This window comes from Desulfomonile tiedjei DSM 6799, from assembly GCF_000266945.1.
GTDB classification, from domain to species: domain Bacteria; phylum Desulfobacterota; class Desulfomonilia; order Desulfomonilales; family Desulfomonilaceae; genus Desulfomonile; species Desulfomonile tiedjei.
Genome location: NC_018025.1, coordinates 4,333,986 through 4,356,045, shown reverse-complemented (window position 1 = coordinate 4,356,045; position 22,060 = coordinate 4,333,986). Strand labels below are relative to the sequence as shown.

Annotated in this window: 20 protein-coding genes; 17 read left to right on the top strand and 3 right to left on the bottom strand. The window is 50.3% G+C overall.

Going from position 1 to position 22,060, the window contains the following annotated elements; genetic code table 11:
* Nucleotides 1-44: 44 nt before the first annotated feature.
* Entirely contained in the window at nt 45-1,373 is a 1,329-nt protein-coding gene (locus DESTI_RS18495) for a hemolysin family protein (RefSeq protein WP_014811492.1), read from the bottom strand.
* Between the two features lie 383 nt (nt 1,374-1,756).
* Nucleotides 1,757-3,652, bottom strand: a complete 1,896-nt coding sequence (locus DESTI_RS18490) for a SurA N-terminal domain-containing protein (RefSeq protein ID WP_014811491.1) — start codon at nt 3,650-3,652, stop codon at nt 1,757-1,759.
* A gap of 170 nt (nt 3,653-3,822) precedes the next feature.
* On the opposite strand from DESTI_RS18490, the gene DESTI_RS18485 reads away from it, so the two are divergent.
* The 17 genes from DESTI_RS18485 (at nt 3,823) to DESTI_RS18405 (ending at nt 21,401) form a co-directional block, all read left to right on the top strand.
* Complete coding sequence (locus tag DESTI_RS18485; RefSeq protein WP_014811490.1) at nt 3,823-4,857, top strand: rod shape-determining protein; 1,035 nt, start codon at nt 3,823-3,825, stop codon at nt 4,855-4,857.
* A 61-nt stretch (nt 4,858-4,918) separates the two neighbouring features.
* A complete protein-coding gene (gene mreC / locus DESTI_RS18480; protein WP_014811489.1) occupies nt 4,919-5,764 on the top strand; it encodes a rod shape-determining protein MreC in 846 nt (281 codons plus the stop codon).
* Nucleotides 5,761-6,261 (top strand): rod shape-determining protein MreD, encoded by a 501-nt coding sequence (gene mreD, locus DESTI_RS18475; RefSeq protein ID WP_014811488.1) that lies wholly within the window; start codon nt 5,761-5,763, stop codon nt 6,259-6,261. Before mreC ends, mreD begins: the two co-directional genes overlap by 4 nt.
* A 50-nt stretch (nt 6,262-6,311) precedes the next feature.
* A complete protein-coding gene (gene mrdA, locus DESTI_RS18470; RefSeq protein ID WP_014811487.1) occupies nt 6,312-8,153 on the top strand; it encodes a penicillin-binding protein 2 in 1,842 nt (613 codons plus the stop codon).
* Nucleotides 8,154-8,319: 166 nt separating this feature from the next.
* The gene (gene rodA / locus DESTI_RS18465) at nt 8,320-9,447 is read left to right on the top strand and encodes a rod shape-determining protein RodA (protein ID WP_014811486.1); all 1,128 of its coding nucleotides are present in this window, start codon (nt 8,320-8,322) and stop codon (nt 9,445-9,447) included.
* Between the two features lie 303 nt (nt 9,448-9,750).
* Nucleotides 9,751-10,257, top strand: a complete 507-nt coding sequence (locus DESTI_RS18460; RefSeq protein ID WP_014811484.1) for a bactofilin family protein — start codon at nt 9,751-9,753, stop codon at nt 10,255-10,257.
* A gap of 204 nt (nt 10,258-10,461) precedes the next feature.
* Entirely contained in the window at nt 10,462-10,890 is a 429-nt protein-coding gene (locus DESTI_RS18455) for a F0F1 ATP synthase subunit B (RefSeq protein WP_014811483.1), read from the top strand.
* Nucleotides 10,887-11,459, top strand: coding sequence for a F0F1 ATP synthase subunit B (locus DESTI_RS18450; RefSeq protein ID WP_014811482.1), 573 nt, complete (start codon nt 10,887-10,889; stop codon nt 11,457-11,459). The genes DESTI_RS18455 and DESTI_RS18450 overlap by 4 nt, the downstream gene beginning before the upstream one ends.
* Complete coding sequence (gene atpH, locus DESTI_RS18445; RefSeq protein WP_014811481.1) at nt 11,456-11,995, top strand: ATP synthase F1 subunit delta; 540 nt, start codon at nt 11,456-11,458, stop codon at nt 11,993-11,995. Before DESTI_RS18450 ends, atpH begins: the two co-directional genes overlap by 4 nt.
* Nucleotides 11,996-12,000: 5 nt before the next feature.
* On the top strand, nt 12,001-13,527 hold the full coding sequence (gene atpA, locus DESTI_RS18440; protein WP_014811480.1) for a F0F1 ATP synthase subunit alpha: 1,527 nt from the start codon (nt 12,001-12,003) through the stop codon (nt 13,525-13,527).
* 50 nt (nt 13,528-13,577) lie between these two features.
* Nucleotides 13,578-14,441, top strand: a complete 864-nt coding sequence (atpG, locus tag DESTI_RS18435; RefSeq protein WP_014811479.1) for an ATP synthase F1 subunit gamma — start codon at nt 13,578-13,580, stop codon at nt 14,439-14,441.
* 61 nt (nt 14,442-14,502) lie between these two features.
* Nucleotides 14,503-15,948 carry a F0F1 ATP synthase subunit beta gene (gene atpD, locus DESTI_RS18430; protein WP_014811478.1) on the top strand — a complete coding sequence of 482 codons (1,446 nt, stop codon included), beginning with the start codon at nt 14,503-14,505 and terminating at the stop codon, nt 15,946-15,948.
* 13 nt (nt 15,949-15,961) lie between these two features.
* A complete protein-coding gene (atpC, locus tag DESTI_RS18425; protein ID WP_014811477.1) occupies nt 15,962-16,372 on the top strand; it encodes an ATP synthase F1 subunit epsilon in 411 nt (136 codons plus the stop codon).
* 796 nt (nt 16,373-17,168) lie between these two features.
* Nucleotides 17,169-17,771: a hypothetical protein gene (locus tag DESTI_RS18420; protein ID WP_014811476.1), complete on the top strand. Its 603-nt coding sequence runs from the start codon at nt 17,169-17,171 to the stop codon at nt 17,769-17,771.
* Nucleotides 17,772-17,779: 8 nt separating this feature from the next.
* Nucleotides 17,780-18,853 (top strand): M24 family metallopeptidase, encoded by a 1,074-nt coding sequence (locus tag DESTI_RS18415; RefSeq protein ID WP_014811475.1) that lies wholly within the window; start codon nt 17,780-17,782, stop codon nt 18,851-18,853.
* A 48-nt stretch (nt 18,854-18,901) separates the two neighbouring features.
* Nucleotides 18,902-19,462: an elongation factor P gene (gene efp, locus DESTI_RS18410; RefSeq protein WP_014811474.1), complete on the top strand. Its 561-nt coding sequence runs from the start codon at nt 18,902-18,904 to the stop codon at nt 19,460-19,462.
* A gap of 199 nt (nt 19,463-19,661) precedes the next feature.
* Nucleotides 19,662-21,401 carry a DUF6178 family protein gene (locus DESTI_RS18405; protein ID WP_014811473.1) on the top strand — a complete coding sequence of 580 codons (1,740 nt, stop codon included), beginning with the start codon at nt 19,662-19,664 and terminating at the stop codon, nt 21,399-21,401.
* Here DESTI_RS18405 and DESTI_RS18400 read toward each other — a convergent pair.
* On the bottom strand, nt 21,385-22,008 hold the full coding sequence (locus DESTI_RS18400; protein ID WP_014811472.1) for a tetratricopeptide repeat protein: 624 nt from the start codon (nt 22,006-22,008) through the stop codon (nt 21,385-21,387). The genes DESTI_RS18405 and DESTI_RS18400 overlap by 17 nt on opposite strands.
* Between the last annotated feature and the right edge of the window lie 52 nt (nt 22,009-22,060).

Below are 22,060 nucleotides of genomic sequence, written 5' to 3'. Positions count from 1 at the left end.
GTAGCAACGGGTGAAATTGATGTCAAGAGATTTTGAGGCGATTTCTATTCTTTAGTCGAGGTCTTAAGGGGCATCACTCGCACCTCCTTAATTCGGTTTTCTTCCATTGCTAGTACTTCGAACCGAAGATTTTCGAATTCCACATAGTCACCGGGAGAAGGAATTTTACCTAATTTGTCGAGCATAAAACCGGCAAGAGTTGAATAATACAAGGATTGAGGCAACGAGATTGAATACTGTTCCTGTAATTCATGAAGAGTGATCAACCCGTCGGTCGTAAACTCGAAGTCTTCTTTAGGAGCAGACTGGGGTGTTTGCGAAGTCATTTCCACCGGAGTAATCGATTCCATTTCACCGATCAATTCCTCGAGCACATCTTCCAGGGTAATGATTCCGTCAATATTGCCATGTTCGTCCACTACTACCCACATTGGTTCGTCGTGAATCTGCATTACTGAGAGTATGCGGTCCAGTGTTTGACCGCGGACCGCGAAAAAAGCGGGTCTCAGCAATTCGGATGGTGCATGTTGTTTGTCTCGTAGCAGCAAGTCCTTTACGTTCACGAGGCCCAGCACGTTCTCGTCGCGCCTGTCCATCACGGGAAAGTAAGTAAACGGATGTTTTCTGAAAATACGCAGGATCTTGTCTCTTAAAGTCGGATCGTTTCTTGAATCTGCATGAACGACGATCATCCTTGCACGGGGAATCATCACGTCTTCGACTCGGATCTGTGAAAATCGGGTCACTCGCACCAGCATTTCATAGATCCGCTGCGGGATTTGACGGCTCTCCAGGAGTTCCGATGCCATCATCCGCAGCTCTTCCGGTGTGAGAGAAGGAGCAGGTGTTTCTCTTATTCGGAGCAGTTTTAGCACTCCGGCTGTCGACTTCGTTAGAACCCACACGACCGGCAGCATTGAATCGGCAAATATCTTGAAAGGGCGGGCAAACATCAAACTGATACGGCCCGGGTATCGACGAGCCAACGATTTGGGAACCAATTCGCCGATTACCAGGCTTATATAGGAAAGAGTGACACTTATCGCGAGAATGGATAACACATGACCCGTCGCAGAATCGGCAGGAACCCCCAATTTTTCCAGAACGGGAGTAAATATCTCCTGAGCCGATGCACCAGCAAGGGCGGAACTCAGAGTGGCCACGAAAGTGACGCCGATCTGTACAGTGGCAAAAAAACGGTCTATTTCCTTTTGCAGCGTTATCGCTGTAGCCGCTCCGGGACGCTTTTCCTTTTGATATCTTTTCAACCGGGTTCTCGGAACCGAGACAACGGCAATCTCCATGCACGCGAACAATCCATTGAGAAGAATCAAAGTGAGTATAATACCCGCCAATATCAACAAAGGCTCCATGTCAGCCTCCAAGAAGTTCATCGATATACCGTATCAAATTTCGTTGAGTGGATCACGCGAGCGGTTTACAGGAAGAAAGAAAAACACGTATAGCAGTTGACGTAACTTCTGACCTCTTGAACACCCTTCCTTCAATAAGGAAGGCTTGGTCCAGCGTCTCTACCAGTCCGAACTGGTCGATTTATCATGAAAAATGTGCCGGCACGGAGGCACGGCACCTACCGATTCTCGAGAATCGCTTTTCGCAATCGGACAAGAATTCTGACATTTGCTACAAACACGTGAATGGCGAATGAAATCAAAGCAAGAATGACAGGAGAACTGCCGGATGTCCGGGGGGTCCTCCTGCCATTCGATCAAGCGACAGGGCTGGTGGAAAGGAATTAGAGCTTTTCGCTGATGTCGATTTTTGCTTTATCTTCCATGAGCTTCAGCCATCCTTTAAGAAATTCGGTTTTCCGAACTTCCAGGATCCATTTCTCGAACGCTTCGGCTTCCTTTGCATACTGCTCGTCACTACCCTGAACCACGTCGGTCAAACGCACTATTGCGATTCCTTCCGCTGTCGTGAGAGGCGTCGGATACAGGGGATTTTCTTTGGACAAAGATGTGAGCATTTCATTCACTTCCTGTCCTCCGCCGAGTTTCGCCACGAATCCTGCGGTCCGCGAAATTGAATCCAACTGGTCCCATTTCAGGCCGTAAGATGCGGCAATGGCATCAGCATCTTCAGGTTTCGCCTTGAGCGCTTTCAGAATCTCTTCAGCTTTCTTTCTGGCTGCATTTGCAGCTTGTCGTTTCAGGTAATCCTGTTCCACTGTCTTCCGAATTTCATCCAGTGGGGGAATGCGTTCTTTGTTCTTGGCCAGGAGCTTGATGACGAGATACTTGTCACCGACTCGAAGCAGTCTGGAAATCTCGCCCGATCTCAACGAAAACGCTTCTTCCATAACTTTCGGATCGCTCGTCAAATCCGGAATTCCCCCAGCTCTCGAAACGAATTCGGCTTTCCGTACATCGAATCCGAATTGCTTGGCGGTTCCTTCCAGATCTTCACTCCTGTATACCTGTTCATAAAAATTGTCTGCATCCGAAGATATTTTCTTGCGCGCCTTATCTTCGATGAGCTTGTGTTCGATCTTTTCTTTTGCCAGGGCAAAATCGATGACCGTTTCAGGTTTCTTCTCGTCAACCATGAGCAAGTGAAAACCTTGCTCGGTCTTGATTGGGTCGGATACTTTGCCGGGCTCCAGGGCGAATGCCACTTTTTCAAGATCACGATTTACGGTTCCGCGGGAAAAGAAGCCGAGATCCCCTCCCTTGTCGGCAGTTGCATCATCCTGTGATTCCGATTTGGCCACGTCGGCGAAGTTTTGACCGCCCTCGATCGCATTCTTTGTGAATTCGGCTCTTTTGCGCACCTGTTCTATGACTTCCGGAGTCGCATCTTCGGGCAATTTGAAGAGAATTTGTCTGGCGTGCACTCGTTCCGGCTCGGTAAATTCTTTCGGATGGTTATTGTAATAGGATTTGGCCTCCTCCTCCGAGACCGACATATTCTTTATAAGATCGTGCCAGGAAAATACAGCGTATTCCATATTCAGAGAAGGAGGAAATTCGTACTTTGCCTCGTTCTCTTTGTAGAATGTCTCCAATTCTTTCGAATCGATGGGCTCGGTTATCGGTTCCGGGTGGATCAGAAGAACGGACAGAGCCACTTTGTCATTTTGGAAATGCCATAGCTGTTTGACTTCCTGCGGGTCGGTCTTGACGGAATCGGTAAGCAGACGCACCATTTGCCGTTCGAGAAGTTCCTGTTTCCGGGCTTCTTCGAACGTTGTAGGACTCATTTTTATATTGGACACATAAGCCCGATATAACATCTCGTCGAAACGACCGTCTCTCTGAAACGAGGGGTCTGTCCGGATATCGCGCACCAACTCGCTGTCGTCCACGAATAGACCGAGTTTCTTGGCTTCCTGCAATAGTAAAGTCTGATTCACCATTCCCTGGATGACAACTTTCTTGAGGTTCACCCGGTCCATGAATTCAGAAGGTACGGAACCTCCGAACCTGAGTTCCATTTTTTTCAATGTGGCATCGTATATTCTGGCAAAGTGATCGTACGAGATCACGGTATCGTTTACTTTGGCCGCGTAATTGCGAGATTTGTCGCCAGGACCGGACCAGCCGAAAAAAAAGACAAAAACGACGATAATTCCACCAAGTGCCACCTTGATAATCCAAGAGCTGGCGTGTCTTCTCATAAGATCGAGCACGATCCTTCTCCTTTCCCCGATTCAGCGCAAAATCAAAGCGGATAATAGGTATTTCCGCCACTCTTGTCAACCAAACCGTCCATTGCAATCAAGGCTTGATCCAAAATTGCGCATCTGTTAAGTTCCTGGCACACCTCGTGAGTAAGCCGCCTTTCAGGATGACCAAGCGAATGGTTTTTGATTCACTATCCGGTTTTTTCTCAAACGATATGGCCATTGACCTCGGTACGGCCAATACCCTGGTGTACGTCCGTGGCAAAGGCGTCATACTCTCGGAACCTTCCGTCGTTGCAGTAAAAACCGATCTCAAGCGAGGACCGCGGATTGTTGCCGTTGGGACGGATGCCAAGAAGATGCTCGGCAGGACTCCGGACAATATGCAGGCGATACGCCCCATGAAAGACGGCGTCATAGCCGATTTCGAAGTCACCGAAGCGATGCTGAAGCATTTCATATTCAAGATTCATCATCGCAGGTTTCTCGTAAAACCCAGAATTATCATATGCATGCCTTCAGGAAGTACGCAGGTGGAAATGCGTGCCGTCAGGGAAGCAGCCAAAAGCGCAGGAGCACGTGAGGTATATCTCATTGAGGAGCCCCTGGCTGCAGCTATCGGCGCGAATCTGCCCATTACGGAACCAACCAGCAGCATGATCGTTGACATTGGCGGGGGCACTACGGAGGTGGCGGTCATATCCATGTCTGACATCGTGTACTCAAAGTCCTTGCGAGTCGCCGGTGACAAAATTGACAATGCCATTATCCGATACGTGAAGCAGAGATACAGCCTCCTCATAGGTGAACGAACCGCCGAAAACATTAAGATGATGATCGGAAGCGCATGTGCCGAACCTGAAGAAAGCATTATAGAGGTGAAGGGAAGGGACCTTATCGGCGGCGTGCCCAAAGTGGTTGCCCTGAGGTCGGGGGAAGTCACCGAGGCAATCGCCGAACCGGTCAGAGCTATTTTAGAAACGATCAAGACCGCTCTGGAACAGACTCCACCAGAGTTGGCAGCAGATATCGTGGACAACGGCATAGTGCTCACCGGTGGGGGCTCTTTACTCAAGAATCTCGATGAAGTCATCCGGAGAGAAACCAGTCTTCCTGTGATTGTCGCAGACGATCCGTTATGTACCGTGGTAGTCGGTTCCGGAATTGTTTTTGAACATTTCGATGTCCTGAAAGACGTTTTGATACGATGAAGCCTGCTAGCTTAAACAGAATTCGTCCACATTCACCAGTCGCCGATGTTTTCTGACGCCCATGCCTCGATCGATACGCGATATTGCCATATTACTCATTCTCATCGGCGGAGGTTTGATAATTCTCTTTTCTTCCCCAAAGGAGAATGAAAGCGGACCCGCCGGTCGCGTTGTCTATGCTGTCGTGAGACCGTTTCAACAAGCTATTTCGTCAGTACGCGGAAAGACCGTGTACCTGTGGAGCACGTACATCGATCTAGTAAACGTGAAATCCGAAAACGAAAAACTTAAGGGGGAAGTCACCAAGTTACGGCAGGATACGATTGCATTGGTGGAAAAAGAGCTGGAAAACAGGCGATTGCGGAAACTGTTGCTCTTGAAGACTCGCAGTGAGTTCCCTACGCTCGTTGCGCAGATCATTGCCGATGACGCTGTCGGTTGGTACAAGACCATAATCATAAACAAAGGCTCGGAAGACGGATTGGCTCCTGACATGCCCGTTGTGGTACCCGAAGGTGTCCTGGGCAAGGTGGCCAAGACTGCTTCGGAGGTTTCCAGGGTGACTCTCTTGACAGACCCCAACCTATCACTGGACTGTCGGATTCTGCGAACGAGGGATCGAGCGATATTGAACGGAGCTCTGAAAAAGGGTTGTTTACTGCGTTATATAAGCCTTAATTCGGACATAAAACCTGGAGATCAGGTAATTACCTCCGGTCTGGACGGGGTCTTCCCCAAAGGTCTGACGGTAGGCACAGTGGAATCCGTCCACAAGGGAGCAGACGGTCTTTTCATGGAAGCTCAGGTGAAGCCTGCAGCAAACTTCGGGGAAGTTGAAGAGGTGCTCGTAATTCTCGAACAAAAAGGCGGATTCGACGTGAGTCCCGGGTTGGAGGACAAGCGTTGAGAGAAGTCGTCTTTTGTCTCATACTTATATTCTCTGCACTCATTGTCCAGACGACAGTTATGATGTTCTTTATTCCCCCGGAATACAGACCGGATCTCATGCTCATCGTGATCGTCTGGTGCGGCTATCGACTCTCTTTTATCACCGGCGCACCGGCGGCGTTTGGAACAGGGTTGTTGGTAGATCTCTTTTCCGGATCCCCCACAGGCCTTTTCTCCACGATGTATTGCCTTTTCATCCTTCTCCTCGGGTACTTGGATTCCAGGTTTCATCTTGATAGTATTCCTGCCAAAGCCGTGATGATCTTGGGAGCCACTCTCGTCACCGGCTTCATGGTTTTCGCCTTACGGCGTGCTTCAGCACCCGTGGAATTCGGAGCACATGCACTTGAATGGATAACTATCAGATCCATAATCACCGCAGGAATTGCCGTCCCGGTTCTGAGCTTTTTGGACACCGCATGGTCGGGGTATTCCCGTCTCGTCGGTGCAAGCTGAGTTCCGTTCTCTATGGGTTCGGAAACTGCTCATGAGCATGGTTTGACGGCATGGCTGAGCTTCCTACTCAAGAACATTTTCGCGACAGAATAGATTTGCGGGTCAGAATCGCAATAATTCTCATGACTTTACTCATGGGAGTGCTTGCGGCCAAGCTGTGGCATCTCCAGTTGATCCAGGGAGATGCTTACAACGAGAAATCCGACAGTAATCGTGTGCGACTGGCACGACTGACTCCCACAAGAGGCAGGATTCTCGACGTCAAAGGCAGGGTGCTTGCCGAGAACACGCCTAGTTTTGTGCTCTCGATCGTACCCGGTGAACTGGAAAAACCCGTCGAGTTGATCCAGTCGTATGCCCCCATACTAGGGATCACCCCGGAACGTATGCGGAATAGCATCGAACGAAGTCGCAACCTCCCCAAATACATGCACTACCCCGTAAAGAAAAACATGAGCTTGGAGGAAGTTTCCTTAGTCAGATCACGCATGTCCGAGTCTCGGGGGGTTCTTCTGGAAGTGAAACCGCTCAGGTTGTATCCGGGCCAGGACAATCTTTGTCATGTAATTGGAACTACAGGAGAGATATCCCAGGACGAACTCGCAAAAGCTTCACGCGTAGGGTATCAAACTGGAGATTCCCTCGGGAAGACCGGAATAGAAAAAGAATACGAAGCATACCTGAGAGGTGAAGAAGGGTGGGAACAAGTCGAAATAGACGCCAAAGGCCGCACGCTCGCCACCATGGCGCGAAAGCCTCCGAAAAACGGGGCTGACGTCATACTTACCGTTGATTCGGCTTTTCAACGATTTGTCGAGGAAGTGTTCATACATCGGGCCGGCTCGGTTGTGGCGCTCGATCCGGATACTGGGCGGGTGTTGGCTATGGTCAGCAAGCCGGGATTCGACCTGAATCTCTTTTCACCTTCAATTTCTGAACGTCAGTGGAAAACCTTGAACAGCGACCCGCTCCATCCGCTTGAAAACCGTGCCACAAGAGGTTTGTATTCACCGGCCAGCACGTTCAAAGCGATTACGGCGCTCGCAGCACTGTCCGAAAAAGTTGTTACACCAGACAAGAAATTCGTGTGCAAAGGGCAACTCGAGCTTGGCGGACAGGTGTTCCGGTGCTGGAACCCGTACGGTCACGGAAGAGTCGATTTACACAGAGGAATCGTCGAATCCTGCGATACGTATTTCTACGAATTAGGATTGAAACTCGGTCCCGATCGAATAGCCAAGTACGCATCTCTTTTTGGAATGGGCGCTCCTACAGGGGTGGGACTTCCCCAGGAACTGCCCGGCCTCGTGCCCACTTCCGCATGGAAGATGCGGGCATACGGCGATTCCTGGAAAGACGGCGAGACTCTTACCGTCGCGATCGGCCAGGGATATCTGGTTTGCACGCCCATCCAGCTTGCAGTGATGACAGCGGCTCTATCCAATGGTGGAAAAGTGTTCAAGCCGTCGATCGTCAGTCAGATCGTGGCGGCAGACGGAACTACCGTCTTCAACCATTCTCCCGTGGTTCGCTGGGAAATTCCCATAGATCCTTATCATCTTTCTCTTCTGGATTCGGCTCTTGTGGATGTTGTCACCGACAAGAAGGGCACCGGTAAACGGTGCAGAATTCCTGGAATCAAGGTCCATGCTAAAACAGGAACTTCTCAGGTAATCAGGGTTAAGCAGCGAACGAAAGAGGAAGATCAGATTCCTTATCATGAACGAACTCACGCGATGTTCATTGCTTACGTGAATGACAGACCGCAGAAAATTGCCCTGATCATAATTGTCGAACATGGAGGAGGCGGAGGAGCCAGCGCCGCACCACTTGCCCGCAAGATTCTGGCCCGGTACTATGGAGTGCCCGATCCGGGCGATCCGGAAGACTAATGCCAATTTGCATTCAAAATCCCCCCTTCCCCCTTTACTAAAGGGGGGGTAGAGGGGATTTTCGTTCAACTTTGAAAGCAAATAGGTATAAGAGAATTCCTAGTAATAGTACAGGAGCCGGCTGAAGGCCCTGTAATTCATCGATACATCGGAGTCCTCTCGAATCATGCAACAGATGGGATACAAGCTGAATCAGCCTTCTCTCGTCATGAAGGAACTGCCTCTTCTTTGTCTTGCAGCTATTCTCGCCGGGATCGGCCTTATGCTTATTTACAGTGCTACCTGTCCTATGGGGGAAGCCGGCAGAACCTATGTGATAAAGCAGATCACCTGGTGCAGTTTCGGGCTGGTACTCATGTCGATCTTTCTGCTCTTCGATTATCATGTCCTGGAACGCTGGGCAGTCTGGATTTACATCATTGTGGTCGTGGCTCTCATTGCCGTTTGGGGGGTGGGGAAAGTGACCGCAGGCTCGAGACGATGGATCGAACTTGGGCTCATGCGTTTTCAACCGTCCGAATTTGCCAAATTGGCAATGGTCATTGTGTTGGCAAAGTATTTTCAGAACAGAGCCGGACGGGAAGGGAGCCAATTAGGAGAAATAGTTCAAGCTCTCATGCTTACTGCCGTTCCGTTCTGTCTCGTGCTGATTCAGCCGGATCTCGGTACCGCAGGAGTAATCGTGCTGATCTCGCTGTCTGTGATCGTCTTCGTCGTTGCCAACAAGAAAATTCTTCTCTGGGCAGGGGGGGTGTTCCTGGGATTGCTGCCCATAGTGTTGCTCGTCGGTGACAGGTTCCTCCTGGATTATCAAAAGAGGCGATTGCTTACGTTTCTCAATCCTGACTACGATCCGCTCGGCGCCGGGTACCACATTATCCAGTCACAGATAGCAATCGGTTCCGGAGGAATTCTCGGCAAAGGATTCTTGAAAGGCACTCAGAATCAACTCATGTTTCTGCCGGTAAAGCACACGGATTTCATTTTCTCCATTTTGGCGGAAGAATGGGGGTTCATCGGCTGTGTGGTTGTCCTTCTGTTATTTACCATACTATTCTTTCGAGGATTCGGTATAGCAGGCAAATCCAAAGACAACTTCGGCGCTATACTTGCCTTTGGATGCACTGTGCTGCTCTTCTGGCACGTAGTGGTGAACGTGGGCATGGTAATGGGCTTACTGCCCGTAGTGGGGGTGCCCCTTGTCTTTTTGAGCTACGGAGGTTCTTCGTTGCTGGTGTCTTTTCTGGCTGTGGCTATACTCGTGAATGTCAGTATGAGGCGCTACTCATACTGAGATCTCATCCTTTTTCGTCTTCTGTGGCGACTCTAGGGCCCCAACATGTAGGTCCATGTGAAAAAAAACGGAATTTGTCCGATCAGTCCCTCGCAGGCGCCAGGTGTTATTTTTTTTGGGTAAATATGGCTTGTATTGAAGTTCTTCCTCACATTGGGCCATGCAGAATCCTCTGTGTTCTGCCGTTATAATTCTGCATTTTACCTAATTATTGCTTGAACACAGTGATTGTCTATGTTAAGGAGTAGGCCGCCGACTTCGGTCGGATAGTACGGACCTGCCTCAGGACGGCCTGGAGGAATGATGCTGCGATTCAGAAAAGCCAAAAGTGACGCAGTAAGCGGCTTTCTCGGTTCCCAAACCGAATTCACCGGTAAACTTGCTTTTTCAGGGGTTGTTCACCTGGACGGAAATTTCTCAGGGGAGATCGTCAGTCGCGGTACGCTGGTTGTGGGCAGAGATTCCGTGGTAAACGCTCAAATTCATTCAAACATACTGAAAATAGCAGGAGAAGTCCGGGGCGACCTCACGGCCACCGAGAAAATAGAACTCTACCCTCCTGCCAAAGTATATGGGAATATTCGCACCCCCAGCCTCGTGGTGGAAGAAGGCGTCATCTTCGAGGGTACATGCAGTATGTCCTCATCCGGTCAAGCGGTGGTCATCGATCAGTTAGAGGCGGATACGTCGCTTGATGACGACCCGTTAGAAGCCATTTCGGCACAGGCTTGGCCTCCCGATCAGGACGACGATAGTGCACTTCGTGTGGAGCCTACTGACAAGAGTACCCTAATCAAGCATGATCAGTAATATCCCGCCATTTATGCACATTGCTCTCAAGAAAAATTCTTGACAAGCTCCGGGACCGGGTGGTACTATGCCGATTCATTCTTGGTTTGGGTCCAGTTAACTACCTTTTTGTTTTAAATCAAATAGTTGCACAAAATACGGCAGTGCGGTCCGATTCTGGAGGAAGGCCAATCAGTCGGAATATCTCGCCCGGGAGTTACGCCAGTGATTCAACTTAACTTCACGCTTTTCATTCAGTTGATCAACTTTCTGGCTCTGTTATTCATTTTGAACGCTATCTTGTATAAGCCTATCATGGCCAAGATGCGGGAACGGGAAGCCCAGATCCGGAAAGACAAAGAAAAAGCTCTTGAGCTTGAACAGGAAGTTCGGGAACAAGAGAAACAACACCAGGATGCACTCGCAAAAAGCAGACAGACCGCTGCTCAGGAAAAAGCGGCTTTGTTGGCTGAAGCGAAAGCAAAAGAAGCGGCATTCCTGGAAAAAGCACGGGGTGAAGCTTCCCGTATCGTGGATGATATGAAAGCTTCAATTCAGGCGGAAGTAGGGGAAGCCAGAAAAACGCTCAAAACACAGATGACCCCTCTTGCGGAATCCATCACGCGGAAAATTCTGGGGAGGGCAATCTCATGAAATGTTATCGATCGGCTTTGTTATTTTTAATCGTACCCGTAGTCCTTTTTTCAACGGATGCTTTCGCGGCTGCTGCTGAAGCTTCTCCGTGGACTACGAGCATGCTTCTTTGGCGAGTAATTAACACCGCTGCTCTTATCGGTATACTGATTTATGTGTTAAGAAAGCCGCTCACGAGCTTCTTTTCGGAAAGAAAGGCCCAGATTCAAAAGGATCTGGAAGATGCCCGAAAAGATCGTGATCTCGCCGAGAGTATGATAGCAGAATACAAACAGAAATTGGCTGGGATGGAACAAGAGCTCGAAAGTATGCGTGTCGAGCTGAAGAAATCCGCAGAAGTCGAAAGCGCCAAGGTAATAGCCAATGCAGAGAGAATGGCCGCTACCATGGTGGAATCTGCGAGATTGGCGGCCGAGCAGGAAGTGCGCAAAGCAAAGGCCGAATTGAAGAACGAGGCGGCGACTTTGGCTGTGGAGTTAGCTGAAACGCTCATACGTGAGCAGATCGATGAGGATGACCGTCAGAGGCTTGTAGAAGAATACCTAGTTAAAGTTGGGGGTATCAAGTGATCAACACCACTTTAGCGAAACGATATGCCAGAGCATTGGTAGAAATCGGTACCGAACAGAATGCACTTGAATCGTACGGCGACAACCTTGCAAGCATCGTCGAGTTGGTGAATGCTTCCAAGGACTTCCGTGAAATCCTGATCAATCCGGTCTTTACCAAAGATGACAAGAAGAAAATTGCGGATGACATTCTGGATAGAATGGGAACCGATCGCATGGTTCGCAATTTCATAAACGTCCTGATCGATCGAAAACGTATCGACCAGCTTACCGCAATAGAAAAAGCATTCAGAGAACAAGTTGATGACATTCGGGGGATTACCCGAGGAGAAGTTACAAGCGCGGAACCGATATCGCAGGAAGAACTGGACCGAGTCACCGAGGCCCTTTCGAAGATAACGGGAAAGCAGGTTCTGGTAACCACGAAAACAGACCCCTATCTTATCGGGGGGCTCGTTGCCAGAGTCGGAGACATGGCCTTTGACGGGACCATACGTACCCAGCTCAACCAGCTCAAGGAAAGCCTGAAGGGATAGGGACAATGCAGATCAGAGCCGAAGAAATCAGCGAAATTATCAAGCAGCAGATTCAGGACTACGACAAAAAAGTCGAAGTCAGCGAGACAGGGACTGTCATCAGTGTCGGGGACGGCATCGCAAGGCTCCACGGATTGGAGAATGCAATGGCCGGCGAGTTGCTGGAGTTCCCGCACAACATCATGGGAATGGTGCTCAACCTTGAAGCGGACAACGTCGGCGCGGCAATTCTGGGTGAAGACGTTCACATCAAAGAAGGCGATACAGTCAAGAGAACCGGACGTATCGTGCAAGTGCCTGTCGGACCCGCCATGTTGGGACGAGTTGTTGATGCCATCGGTCAGCCGGTCGACGGCAAGGGACCGATTGATACGAAAGAATTCCGCGTTGTGGAAATCGTCGCACCGGGCATCATCAAACGCCAGCCTGTGAAGGAACCTCTGCAGACCGGAATCAAAGCCATCGATTCCATGATTCCCATCGGTCGAGGACAGCGTGAGCTTATCATCGGCGACCGGCAGACGGGAAAAACCGCAATCGCTCTGGATACGTTCATCAATCAGAAAGATGGAGACGTGAAGTGCATTTACGTAGCCGTCGGTCAGAAGAGATCCACGGTTGCTCAGGTGGTGTCGACACTGGAACGTTTTGGAGCCATGGACTACACCATCGTTGTTTCCGCAACTGCCAGCGACCCTGCTCCGATGCAGTACATCGCACCGTATTCCGGTTGCACCATGGGTGAATATTACCGTGACAACGGTCAGCATGCACTTATTATTTATGATGATTTGACCAAGCAAGCGCAGGCTTACCGTCAGCTCTCGTTGCTTCTGCGTAGACCGCCGGGACGTGAGGCTTTTCCTGGTGACGTTTTCTACCTGCATTCCAGGCTCTTGGAACGGGCCGCAAAGCTTGGCGACTCGGCTGGCGGTGGCAGCCTAACGGCACTCCCCATCATTGAGACTCAGGCTGGTGACGTGTCAGCGTATATTCCGACAAACGTTATTTCTATTACTGACGGTCAGATCTTCCTTTCTACGGACCTCTTCTATTCAGGTGTCCGTCCTGCTGTTAACGTCGGCTTAAGCGTTTCCCGGGGCGGTGGCAACGCACAAATAAAGGCTATGAAGCAGGTTGCTGGTTCGCTTCGTCTGGATCTGGCTCAGTTCCGCGAACTGGAAGCTTTTGCACAGTTCGGATCGGACCTGGACAAAGTCACCCAGGCGCAGCTCGCGCGAGGAACACGGCTTGTCGAAATCCTCAAGCAGCCCCAGTACGAGCCGATGCGGGTCGAGAAGCAGATTGCCATCATTTTCGCAGCCACAAATGGTTATACGGACCAGTACGATCTCAGAGTACTTGCCGAATACGAGAAACAGTACATAAGCTACCTCGAAACCAGCTTTCCGGACGTACTTACGGAATTGCGAGAGAAGATGGTGATTTCGGCTGACCTCGAGAGTAAGATGAAGAAGATCCTGGATGATTTCCAAGGCATCTTCACTCCGCCTGAAGTTTCGTTGGTCTGATAACATGAAATAGCGGCTGAATTGAATCAGCCTGTATATATGAGGTCGAAATGGCAAACCTCCGAGATATTCGTAAACGCATAGCCAGTGTCAAGAACACGCAGAAAATAACCAATGCCATGAAGATGGTGTCTGCGGCCAAGCTCAGGCGTGCTGAGGAATCCATCAAGGCAGCCCGACCGTATTCGGAACGGATGCGAGAGGTTCTTCTTTCCCTGGCAGCCCGTGTGAATCCCGCAGTCCATCCATTGCTGCAGATGAGGGAGCCCAAGAAGGTCTTGCTCATCCTGGTAACTGCCGACAGGGGCCTCTGCGGAGCGTTCAACGCAAACTTGAGCCGTCGGGCGGAAGCGTTCAGTAAAGAAATGGCTTCCAAGGGCGTGCAAGTTGCACTGATAACTGTCGGTCGTAAAGGCAACGATTATTTCCGCCGACGCAACATCGAGATAGCGGAAAAATTCGTCAATGTCATGAACAGCGTGAATTATGAGCTGGCGGGCGATGTCGTATCCATAGCCACAGAGAAGTTTGCTTCGGGCGAATACGACGAAGTATATATCCTGTACAATAGTTTTCGCACAGCCGTCACCCAGATCCTGACCCTCAGGAAACTCCTCCCGGTAACTCCTGAAGAGGAAGGTGGGAAACGTCGGAGAGAATACCTGTACGAACCCTCGGAGGACGAATTGCTTTCTGCGATTCTTCCCCGTTACGTACAAGTTCAGGTCTTCACCGGACTTCTCGATTCTGTGGCCAGTGAGCACGGCGCGAGAATGACTGCTATGGAAGCTGCAACAACTAATGCGGATGAGATGATATACAAGCTGACTTTGAAGCTCAACCGCCTCCGTCAGGAATCTATTACAACGGAACTCATGGAGATTGTCGGCGGGGCCGAGGCGCTGAAAGGCTGACAAGAATCTCTTCTAACTCAGGAATTATGAACCCAAGACGGTTTCAGGAGGATATCCCAAGATGAATGAGGGAAAAATCGTTCAGGTAATCGGCCCGGTCGTCGACGTGGAATTTCCGGAGAATCAGCTTCCGGCGATCTTCAACGGCCTTTTCATCACCAACCCAAGCATCAACGATCAGCCTGACAACCTGGTGGTTGAAGTTGCCCAGCACCTCGGGGACAACATCGTGCGTACCATCGCGATGGAAACCACCGATGGTCTGGTCCGCGGCATGATCGCCAAAGACACGGGCGCCCCTATTACGGTTCCAGTGGGAAAGGGTGTTCTTGGCCGGATCATGAACGTTGTGGGTCGTCCGGTGGATGAAGCAGGCGCCATCGTCACGGAAGAGTCCAGGCCGATTCACAGACCGGCTCCCTCCTTTGACGAGCAGGTCACTCAGATTTCCATCCAGGAAACTGGGATCAAAGTCGTCGATCTCATCGCCCCGTTCATGCGAGGAGGCAAGATCGGCTTCTTCGGCGGAGCAGGCGTGGGGAAGACGGTCTTCATGATGGAAATCATCAATAACATCGCGAAGCAGTTCGGTGGAACTTCCGTGTTCGCAGGTGTCGGTGAGCGTTCCCGTGAAGGAAACGACCTGTACCTGGAAATGGGCGGCACCCTTCCCGGACAGCCGAAGCGTGAGGGCGAAAAAGTTCTCGATCGTGCGGCTCTGATTTACGGTCAGATGAACGAGCCCCCCGGAGCACGCGCTCGTGTGGCTTTGACCGCCCTGACAGTCGCAGAGTATTTCCGTGATGAAATGGGAATGGACGTTATGTTGTTCGTCGACAACATTTTCCGTTTCACCCAGGCAGGTTCGGAAGTTTCCGCCCTTCTCGGGCGCATGCCTTCCGCAGTCGGTTATCAGCCTACTCTGGGAACGGACATGGGCGAGCTTCAGGAACGAATCTGCTCGACAAAGAACGGTTCGATCACGGCAGTCGAATGTATCTACGTTCCTGCGGACGACCTTACGGACCCCGCTCCTGCCACAACCTTCGCTCACTTGGACGGAACAGTCGTTCTCTCCCGTCAGGTGGCAGAGCTCGGTATTTATCCGGCAGTCGATCCGCTGGACTCCACATCAAGGATTCTCGATCCTCGCGTCCTGGGTGAAGAGCATTACCAGGTGGCTCGTAAGATCCAGTTGGTTCTGCAGAGATACAAAGACCTCCAGGATATCATCGCGATTCTCGGTATGGACGAATTGTCGGAAGACGACAAACTGGTCGTCGGACGCGCCCGCAAGATCCAGAGATTCCTGTCGCAGCCCTTCTTCGTGGCGCAGGAATTCACAGGCACACCGGGCAAATACGTCAAGATCGAGGATACTGTCGCAGGATTCAAGGAGATCGTGGACGGCAAACTGGATCATCTCCCCGAACAAGCATTCTACATGGTGGGAGACATTAACGAAGTGAAGGCAAAAGCGGAGAAACTGGCAGCCGCAGCAGCCTGATCGGGAGAAGTCCATGTCGGATAAACTATTCAAAGTCCAAGTGGTCACTCCGACCGGGGTAGTGCTTGATAAAGAGGTCGAAGAGATAGTGGCTCCGGGAATAATGGGAGAGTTCGGTGTTTTGATCGGTCATACACCCATGCTCACATTCATCAAACCGGGAATTTTCTCTTACCTTGAGAACGATCGATTCGTAAAATTCGCAGTTGGTGCCGGTTTTTGTGAAGTGCTCAAAGATTCGGTGTCGGTCCTGGTGGACGAAGCTTATCGAGCCGAAGACATCAACACAAGTGATGTCCAGGCCGATATCCAGAATCTTGAACGCCAACTGGCGGAATTGGATCAAGCAGCGGATCCCGAAGGATTCAAAAGAATCTCCGATAAACTGAAAGTTGCACGCGTGAAGAGTAGCCTCACGGCGTAACCGATAACAACTGATGAAGAACAAAGCCCCGATCTGCCGTTACGCGGAAGATCGGGGCTTTTCTTTTTTCGAGTGCATCTCTTTACCGATTCCTTTTTGAGCAGAATTGTGCCGCATGGATGAGTGCTGCCAAAAATAATGCCATATGAAAAGAGAAATATTGGTGGGTGCCGGCCTCCGTGCCGGCACATCTTCAGAATAACAGATCATATCAGTAGAATGGACCGGCAGAGAGAGACTGTCTCAGAAGTCTCGAATGCACAATAAGTTCGTGCCACGATACCCCATCCTTGTAGGGCAGACACGTAGCCAATGTAGGATGCGATGACCACCGGGAATCGCATCAGTCGAGGTCTTTCTCGACCGATGCGGTTCGCTTCGCTCACCACATCCTACGCTGGCTGTAGGGGCGGACCAGAGGAAACTGTCTCAAAACTCGAAATTTATCCCAGATCGTGGCACGAAGTTCTCATGATCTTCCCGGCCTGATTGTAGGGGCGGGCCTAGTGTCCGCCCAAATAGAGGCAGGCACGAGACCTGCCCCTACTCGGATGGAGAATCGTGGCACGAGCGTCATACAGTTTTGAGACACTTTCGGGACGCCGATCCCTTTACCGGTGCATATAAAGGCCAGAGTGTTCAAAATGTCAGAAATTATGTAGCTGCCATAAATGTCACTTCTTTGATACAAAATACTATTAGCACCTGCATTTCATGAAAACCGGTTGACTGTTTACTCGGTTTTTATTACTGTAATAAATCCGTATGCTTGATTTTTAACTACGAGAGAACCACCATGAACGAAATCGAGCTCTTAGAAGGACGGACGCAGGAAAGTTCGGGCTCTTTCGAACAAACGCTTTCGAAAGCCGGACACCTCATCGAGCAAGGAAACATCGACAGCGCACTCGCTCTCCTCTCAACCATGGAGTTCGAATATGTGCGCAGCGCAAGACTGTTTAGCCTAATGGGGGAATTGTTTCTGCGTCGCGGTGACGTTCAAATGGGCATACGCTACAAAGTATTGCATGAGGTTCTCAAAGGGACCTTTCAGATTGCAATGGACGAAGTCAAACGTCAACGACGTCAAGGGATAGTTATAGATCAGCCCGATTCGAGTTCGGCTCTGCCCGCCGAGCACGGGACCGTGGAAGATAAAGCCGAGGATTTCATCCCTGTAACCGCAGCAATGGGCCACGAGTTCATGCGCCAGGGCCACTACGGCCGTGCACAGAAGATATTCGCCGAACTGGCTGCCAGGAATCCTCAGGATCTTGCCGTGAAACAGGCTCTGGAAGAAGCCCGGAAGAAATTTCACGAAAAGAGAATCGTTGGTGTTCTGCAGAGCTGGTTGTCGAATCTCGAGCAGATGAAAACCAAACAGTCTGCAGGAGCCTAACGATCCGTATGCTGGAGATTGGATCAAAACTCAATCAACTACGTGTAGACGCAATCCTGCTCAATTCGTCCGAGGTGCTGATTTCTACGAATCTCAGGTACCTGACCGGGTTCACGGGATCTGATGCTACGGTGCTGATCACTCCCTCAGAAGGTCACCTCCTCACAGACGGAAGGTACAAGACTCAGGCAAAAGAAGAGACTACCGGTTTGGAGATTCACATCGTCCGGAGCAGGCTGGATTCTGCTGCTCGGCTGATAAAAGCTCGTGGTATCAAGCGCCTGGGGATTGAAGCCGGTAGAATGACTCAAGAATTCGGCCGCGAGCTGACACGACGGGTTCGCGATCTTCTGTTGGTGCCTCTGAGCAGAGTCTTCGTGGAAACACTGAGAATCCGCAAGACACCTGCTGAAAAAGATAAGATCAAAACCGCGGCGAAAATAGCTTCGAATGCATGCCGAGACGTCTTGAAAGGCGCACTAGTGGGACGAAAAGAAGCTGATGTGGCTGCTGACCTGGAGCTCCTGTTTCGACGGGGAGGAGCAGAGGGAACCGCATTCGAGACCATTGTCGCTTCGGGGCCTCGAGCAGCGCTTCCGCATGGTGCCGCTTCCGACAAAGTGATCCAACCCGGAGAATTGATCGTCGTGGACTATGGATGCCGCTTTCAAGGATACAGCAGTGACGAGACGGTCACCTGCATAGTAGGTAAAGCTTCCAAGCGTCAAAAGGAGATACACAAAACGGTGTACGATGCCCATATGCGAGCTTTGGAAGCAGTGAGAGAAGGCGTGAGCGTCCGTGAGTTAGATAGAATTGCAAGGCAAAGCATTGACCATGCCGGATACGGTAAATATTTTCTTCACGGGTTAGGGCATGGAGTCGGGATGGAAACTCATGAAGCCCCCTACCTGTCCCCCCGCGGCAAAGGAGTCCTTCAGGAAGGAATGGTATTTACCATAGAACCGGGCATCTATATTGAAGACTACGGGGGCGTACGCCTCGAAAGTCTGGTCTACCTCGGCGGGTCAGGGCCTGAAATACTCTCGGAAATGCCCAAAGACCTGATTTCAGTATCCTGAGGATAACCAAAAAAATTCATTCTGATTATTCGAGTGGGAGGAATCGCAATGTACTCGACCCCTGACTTCAGAAAAGGGCTCAAGATAGAACTGAACGGAGAGCCATTCGCCATCGTTGATTTTCTTCATGTAAAACCCGGCAAAGGTGGAGCCTTTGTTCGTACTACGTTGAAGAGTCTCATTTCCGGTAACGTAATCGATCGCACCTTCAGGTCCGGTGAAAAAGTGGACAAACCGAATCTTGAAGAGAAACAGATGCAGTTCCTGTATGAATCGGAAGGCGAATTTCACTTCATGGAAAGTGAAACGTACGAGCAGTTGTTTCTGACTGAGGAACAGCTCGGTGACGCCCGCAACTACCTTCAGGAGAATGTTTCGGTAAGCGTTCTGTTCCACAATGGCAAACCCATCGGCGTGGAAGTTCCTATATTTGTGGAACTCACGGTGACGCAGACGGAGCCCGGAGTGCGGGGCGATACTGCGTCGGGTGGTTCAAAACCGGCAACCCTGGAAACCGGCATGACCGTACAGGTACCTCTTTTCATAAATGAAGGAGATGTGCTCAAAATCGATACTCGGGTCGGTAAGTATATTGAAAGAGTAAGATAACCTGTTTTATGACCTTATATTTCTGTAAATTCCGTTGGAATGCGAACGTACGCCGTGATCGACGGTCTTAAGTTTGGTAAAAGACGAGCTCTGATGGAGAGGCACAACCCCACCTCTATTTCTGTATGAGGTGTAGATCGGTTCGTTTCTATCCGAGATCACGGCATAAGCCTATCAGACCCCCAAGAGGATCGATACTATGGAATCGTTCGGTCTGGTTGTTCACGATGAACAGACCTTTTTTTCAAAAGTTGTCAATTCCGGCATGGAGCAGGGACTTTTTACGCGGGACAGGGCTGATGAAATAATCAGAGTCTCCATAGCCATGGCGAACAAATATGTGATCCAAAAAGAGGTGGATTTCAGATCCACAGAGGAGCTTGCCAAAGTCCAGGAAACAGTGCTCAAGCTTATCGGCGTGGGCCTCGAAATCAAGAGCAAAGGTGAAGTTGAAACAGCCGTATCTTTGCTGATGGAAGCTTCTCCTGTGGAATTGTTCCGTCTGGCGTACACGAGAATAGATAAATTGAGGCATAATTGGAGACGACTGCTCCAGGATCATAAAATTCCCATATTGGTGCGTCCCGATGAATATGAATGCCTCGCTGATCTCACGTGTCAGCGGCTGGCAAACATGAGCATTTTTACGGATGCGGAAGTTCATACGATTTCGTCACTGACGCTTTCTGACGAGTTATTTTCCTCATTGAGCCTCGTGGAATACTATGAGGCTGAGTTGGAGCGTTATCAGTTCATCCTGCGTCTCAAAGACATTCTTCCGTTCGATTTGCTAAACAGATCGCCCAACCTGGAAGCCGAAAATCTGTCCGAGGTGGATTCGCTTCGTGAATCGCTGATCAATACCCTGGTAATCGGAACGTACACGAATTCCTCAGATCCCGTCACAGTGAGCATGGAAGACGTGCGAGAGTTTCTCGAAGCCATTGACGTCGAAGCTGCGATGTCTCTCTTTCCTGAAGATGTCGAAAACGCAGTCCTGGATGTCATACAGGAACTCGGGGAAGATCTGGATGAATCAGAAGGAGCACTTCTCGCAAAAGAGATCATCCATACCTCACAAAAATTGATCGAAACGATAGTTTCAGAATGGGATACCATCTCATCTTCTTCGGAAAATGTCTTTTTCAAGAGATGGTGCAGGTTGGTGGTCCTCGCAGGGGCCCCGGATCCGCTTGAACGGATTCTTTCCGAAAGAGCCGCTCTTGACGAGTTTGATTTTGAGTTAGTCTTTTCTCAGTTATTGAACAGATCGCCAGAGGGAGTCTCGGAAATCATCCAGCGTCTTCCCTGGAGACGAATGAGCCCGGATCAGATAATTCGCCTCTTTCACAATCTGGAGCAGTATCAGGAAGAATTAGCTGCTCAGGCCGATTTGGCTGGCTTCAACTCCGCAGAATTGATCGATTTGCTGGAAGGGCTGACCCCTCCCGCGCTTCAGCGGCTGATACCGGCTCTGACAAAGCCTTTTCAGGAAGCCCAATTCTCTATGGAGGATTTGGAGATTCTGGCAGGATTACCCAATGCGGAAAGTGTGGGCCTGCTCATGAAAACCGGGGGCCCCAGCGATTATACGCGGGAACAGATACTTCAGGAGTACAAAGAAGGTTCCGATCAGACAAAGCGTGTCCTGTTCTATTCTTGTTCCGGAACCGAGTTTTTCGGCACCTTGTTTCAGGAGGCTTGGGCTATGGATCAAGCCCAAGTCAAAAAGATGATGAAGTCTGTGCCAACTGACGAAATCGGTCGGCTCATTCTTGCAGCAAATGACGGCCGATTTCCACGCGGGTTGAACGATCCGAATCAGAAAGTGCAGTTTGATTCGGAAGAAGTTGACAGCTTTTTTTCCAAGCTGACTGCGGCCAGGAAGAAGGCAGTCGTAAAATACCTCACAGCGCAACAGTCTAATCCTGACGAATAGTCTCGAGGAATTCCGGATGCACCGGGTACCCCAGTGCTAACGCTTTGTCAACGTACTCTCGTGCTTTTTCCTTGTCGCCCTTATGCATGTAAGCCACTGCGAGATTATTGTGGGACATACCGAACTGCGGGTTGATCTCCACTGCCCGCAGAAAGTGCTCCACACTTTTTTCAAAATTCCCCAGCGTCAGATAAGCGTTTCCCAGATTCACATGCGCGATAATCGAATCGGTATTGATACTCAGAGCCTTCTCGAAACTGTGAACTGCTTGTTGCACCATGCCTTTGTGCATAAATGCAAGACCGATATTTATGCAAGCCTCTATCAGATCGGGTCGGAACTCGAGCGCTTTGAGACTCTGCTCTATGCATTGATCGTATTCGCCTTTTTGGAGGAGGACTCCAGCTATATTTACACGAGCTTCCATTAAGCCGGGCTGACTTTTCAGTGCGGCCTGAAATTCTTGGATGGCACGATCCCACTCGCCTCGTTGGAACAAGGCCAATCCCAAATTATAATGAGCCCCCCCGGAATCCGGATTTGCAGCTATCTTTCCTTCCAGCTCCTCAATAACCTTGTCGGATGGTATCCTGGTATCCTGCGTCATTTTTCCTCCGAACTGAATTCTCTTCTAGAGATATAGGTTCAGATGGCCCTCG

What these genes read in the sequence shown, in the direction of transcription:
- DESTI_RS18495 (WP_014811492.1), bottom strand. Translation starts at nt 1,373, where the DNA reads ATGGAGCCTTTGTTGATATTGGCGGGTATTATACTCACTTTGATTCTT.
- DESTI_RS18485 (WP_014811490.1), top strand. Translation starts at nt 3,823, where the DNA reads ATGGTTTTTGATTCACTATCCGGTTTTTTCTCAAACGATATGGCCATT.
- mreC (WP_014811489.1), top strand. Translation starts at nt 4,919, where the DNA reads ATGCCTCGATCGATACGCGATATTGCCATATTACTCATTCTCATCGGC.
- mrdA (WP_014811487.1), top strand. Translation starts at nt 6,312, where the DNA reads ATGGCTGAGCTTCCTACTCAAGAACATTTTCGCGACAGAATAGATTTG.
- rodA (WP_014811486.1), top strand. Translation starts at nt 8,320, where the DNA reads ATGCAACAGATGGGATACAAGCTGAATCAGCCTTCTCTCGTCATGAAG.
- DESTI_RS18460 (WP_014811484.1), top strand. Translation starts at nt 9,751, where the DNA reads ATGCTGCGATTCAGAAAAGCCAAAAGTGACGCAGTAAGCGGCTTTCTC.
- DESTI_RS18450 (WP_014811482.1), top strand. Translation starts at nt 10,887, where the DNA reads ATGAAATGTTATCGATCGGCTTTGTTATTTTTAATCGTACCCGTAGTC.
- atpA (WP_014811480.1), top strand. Translation starts at nt 12,001, where the DNA reads ATGCAGATCAGAGCCGAAGAAATCAGCGAAATTATCAAGCAGCAGATT.
- atpG (WP_014811479.1), top strand. Translation starts at nt 13,578, where the DNA reads ATGGCAAACCTCCGAGATATTCGTAAACGCATAGCCAGTGTCAAGAAC.
- atpD (WP_014811478.1), top strand. Translation starts at nt 14,503, where the DNA reads ATGAATGAGGGAAAAATCGTTCAGGTAATCGGCCCGGTCGTCGACGTG.
- atpC (WP_014811477.1), top strand. Translation starts at nt 15,962, where the DNA reads ATGTCGGATAAACTATTCAAAGTCCAAGTGGTCACTCCGACCGGGGTA.
- DESTI_RS18420 (WP_014811476.1), top strand. Translation starts at nt 17,169, where the DNA reads ATGAACGAAATCGAGCTCTTAGAAGGACGGACGCAGGAAAGTTCGGGC.
- DESTI_RS18415 (WP_014811475.1), top strand. Translation starts at nt 17,780, where the DNA reads ATGCTGGAGATTGGATCAAAACTCAATCAACTACGTGTAGACGCAATC.
- efp (WP_014811474.1), top strand. Translation starts at nt 18,902, where the DNA reads ATGTACTCGACCCCTGACTTCAGAAAAGGGCTCAAGATAGAACTGAAC.
- DESTI_RS18405 (WP_014811473.1), top strand. Translation starts at nt 19,662, where the DNA reads ATGGAATCGTTCGGTCTGGTTGTTCACGATGAACAGACCTTTTTTTCA.
- DESTI_RS18400 (WP_014811472.1), bottom strand. Translation starts at nt 22,008, where the DNA reads ATGACGCAGGATACCAGGATACCATCCGACAAGGTTATTGAGGAGCTG.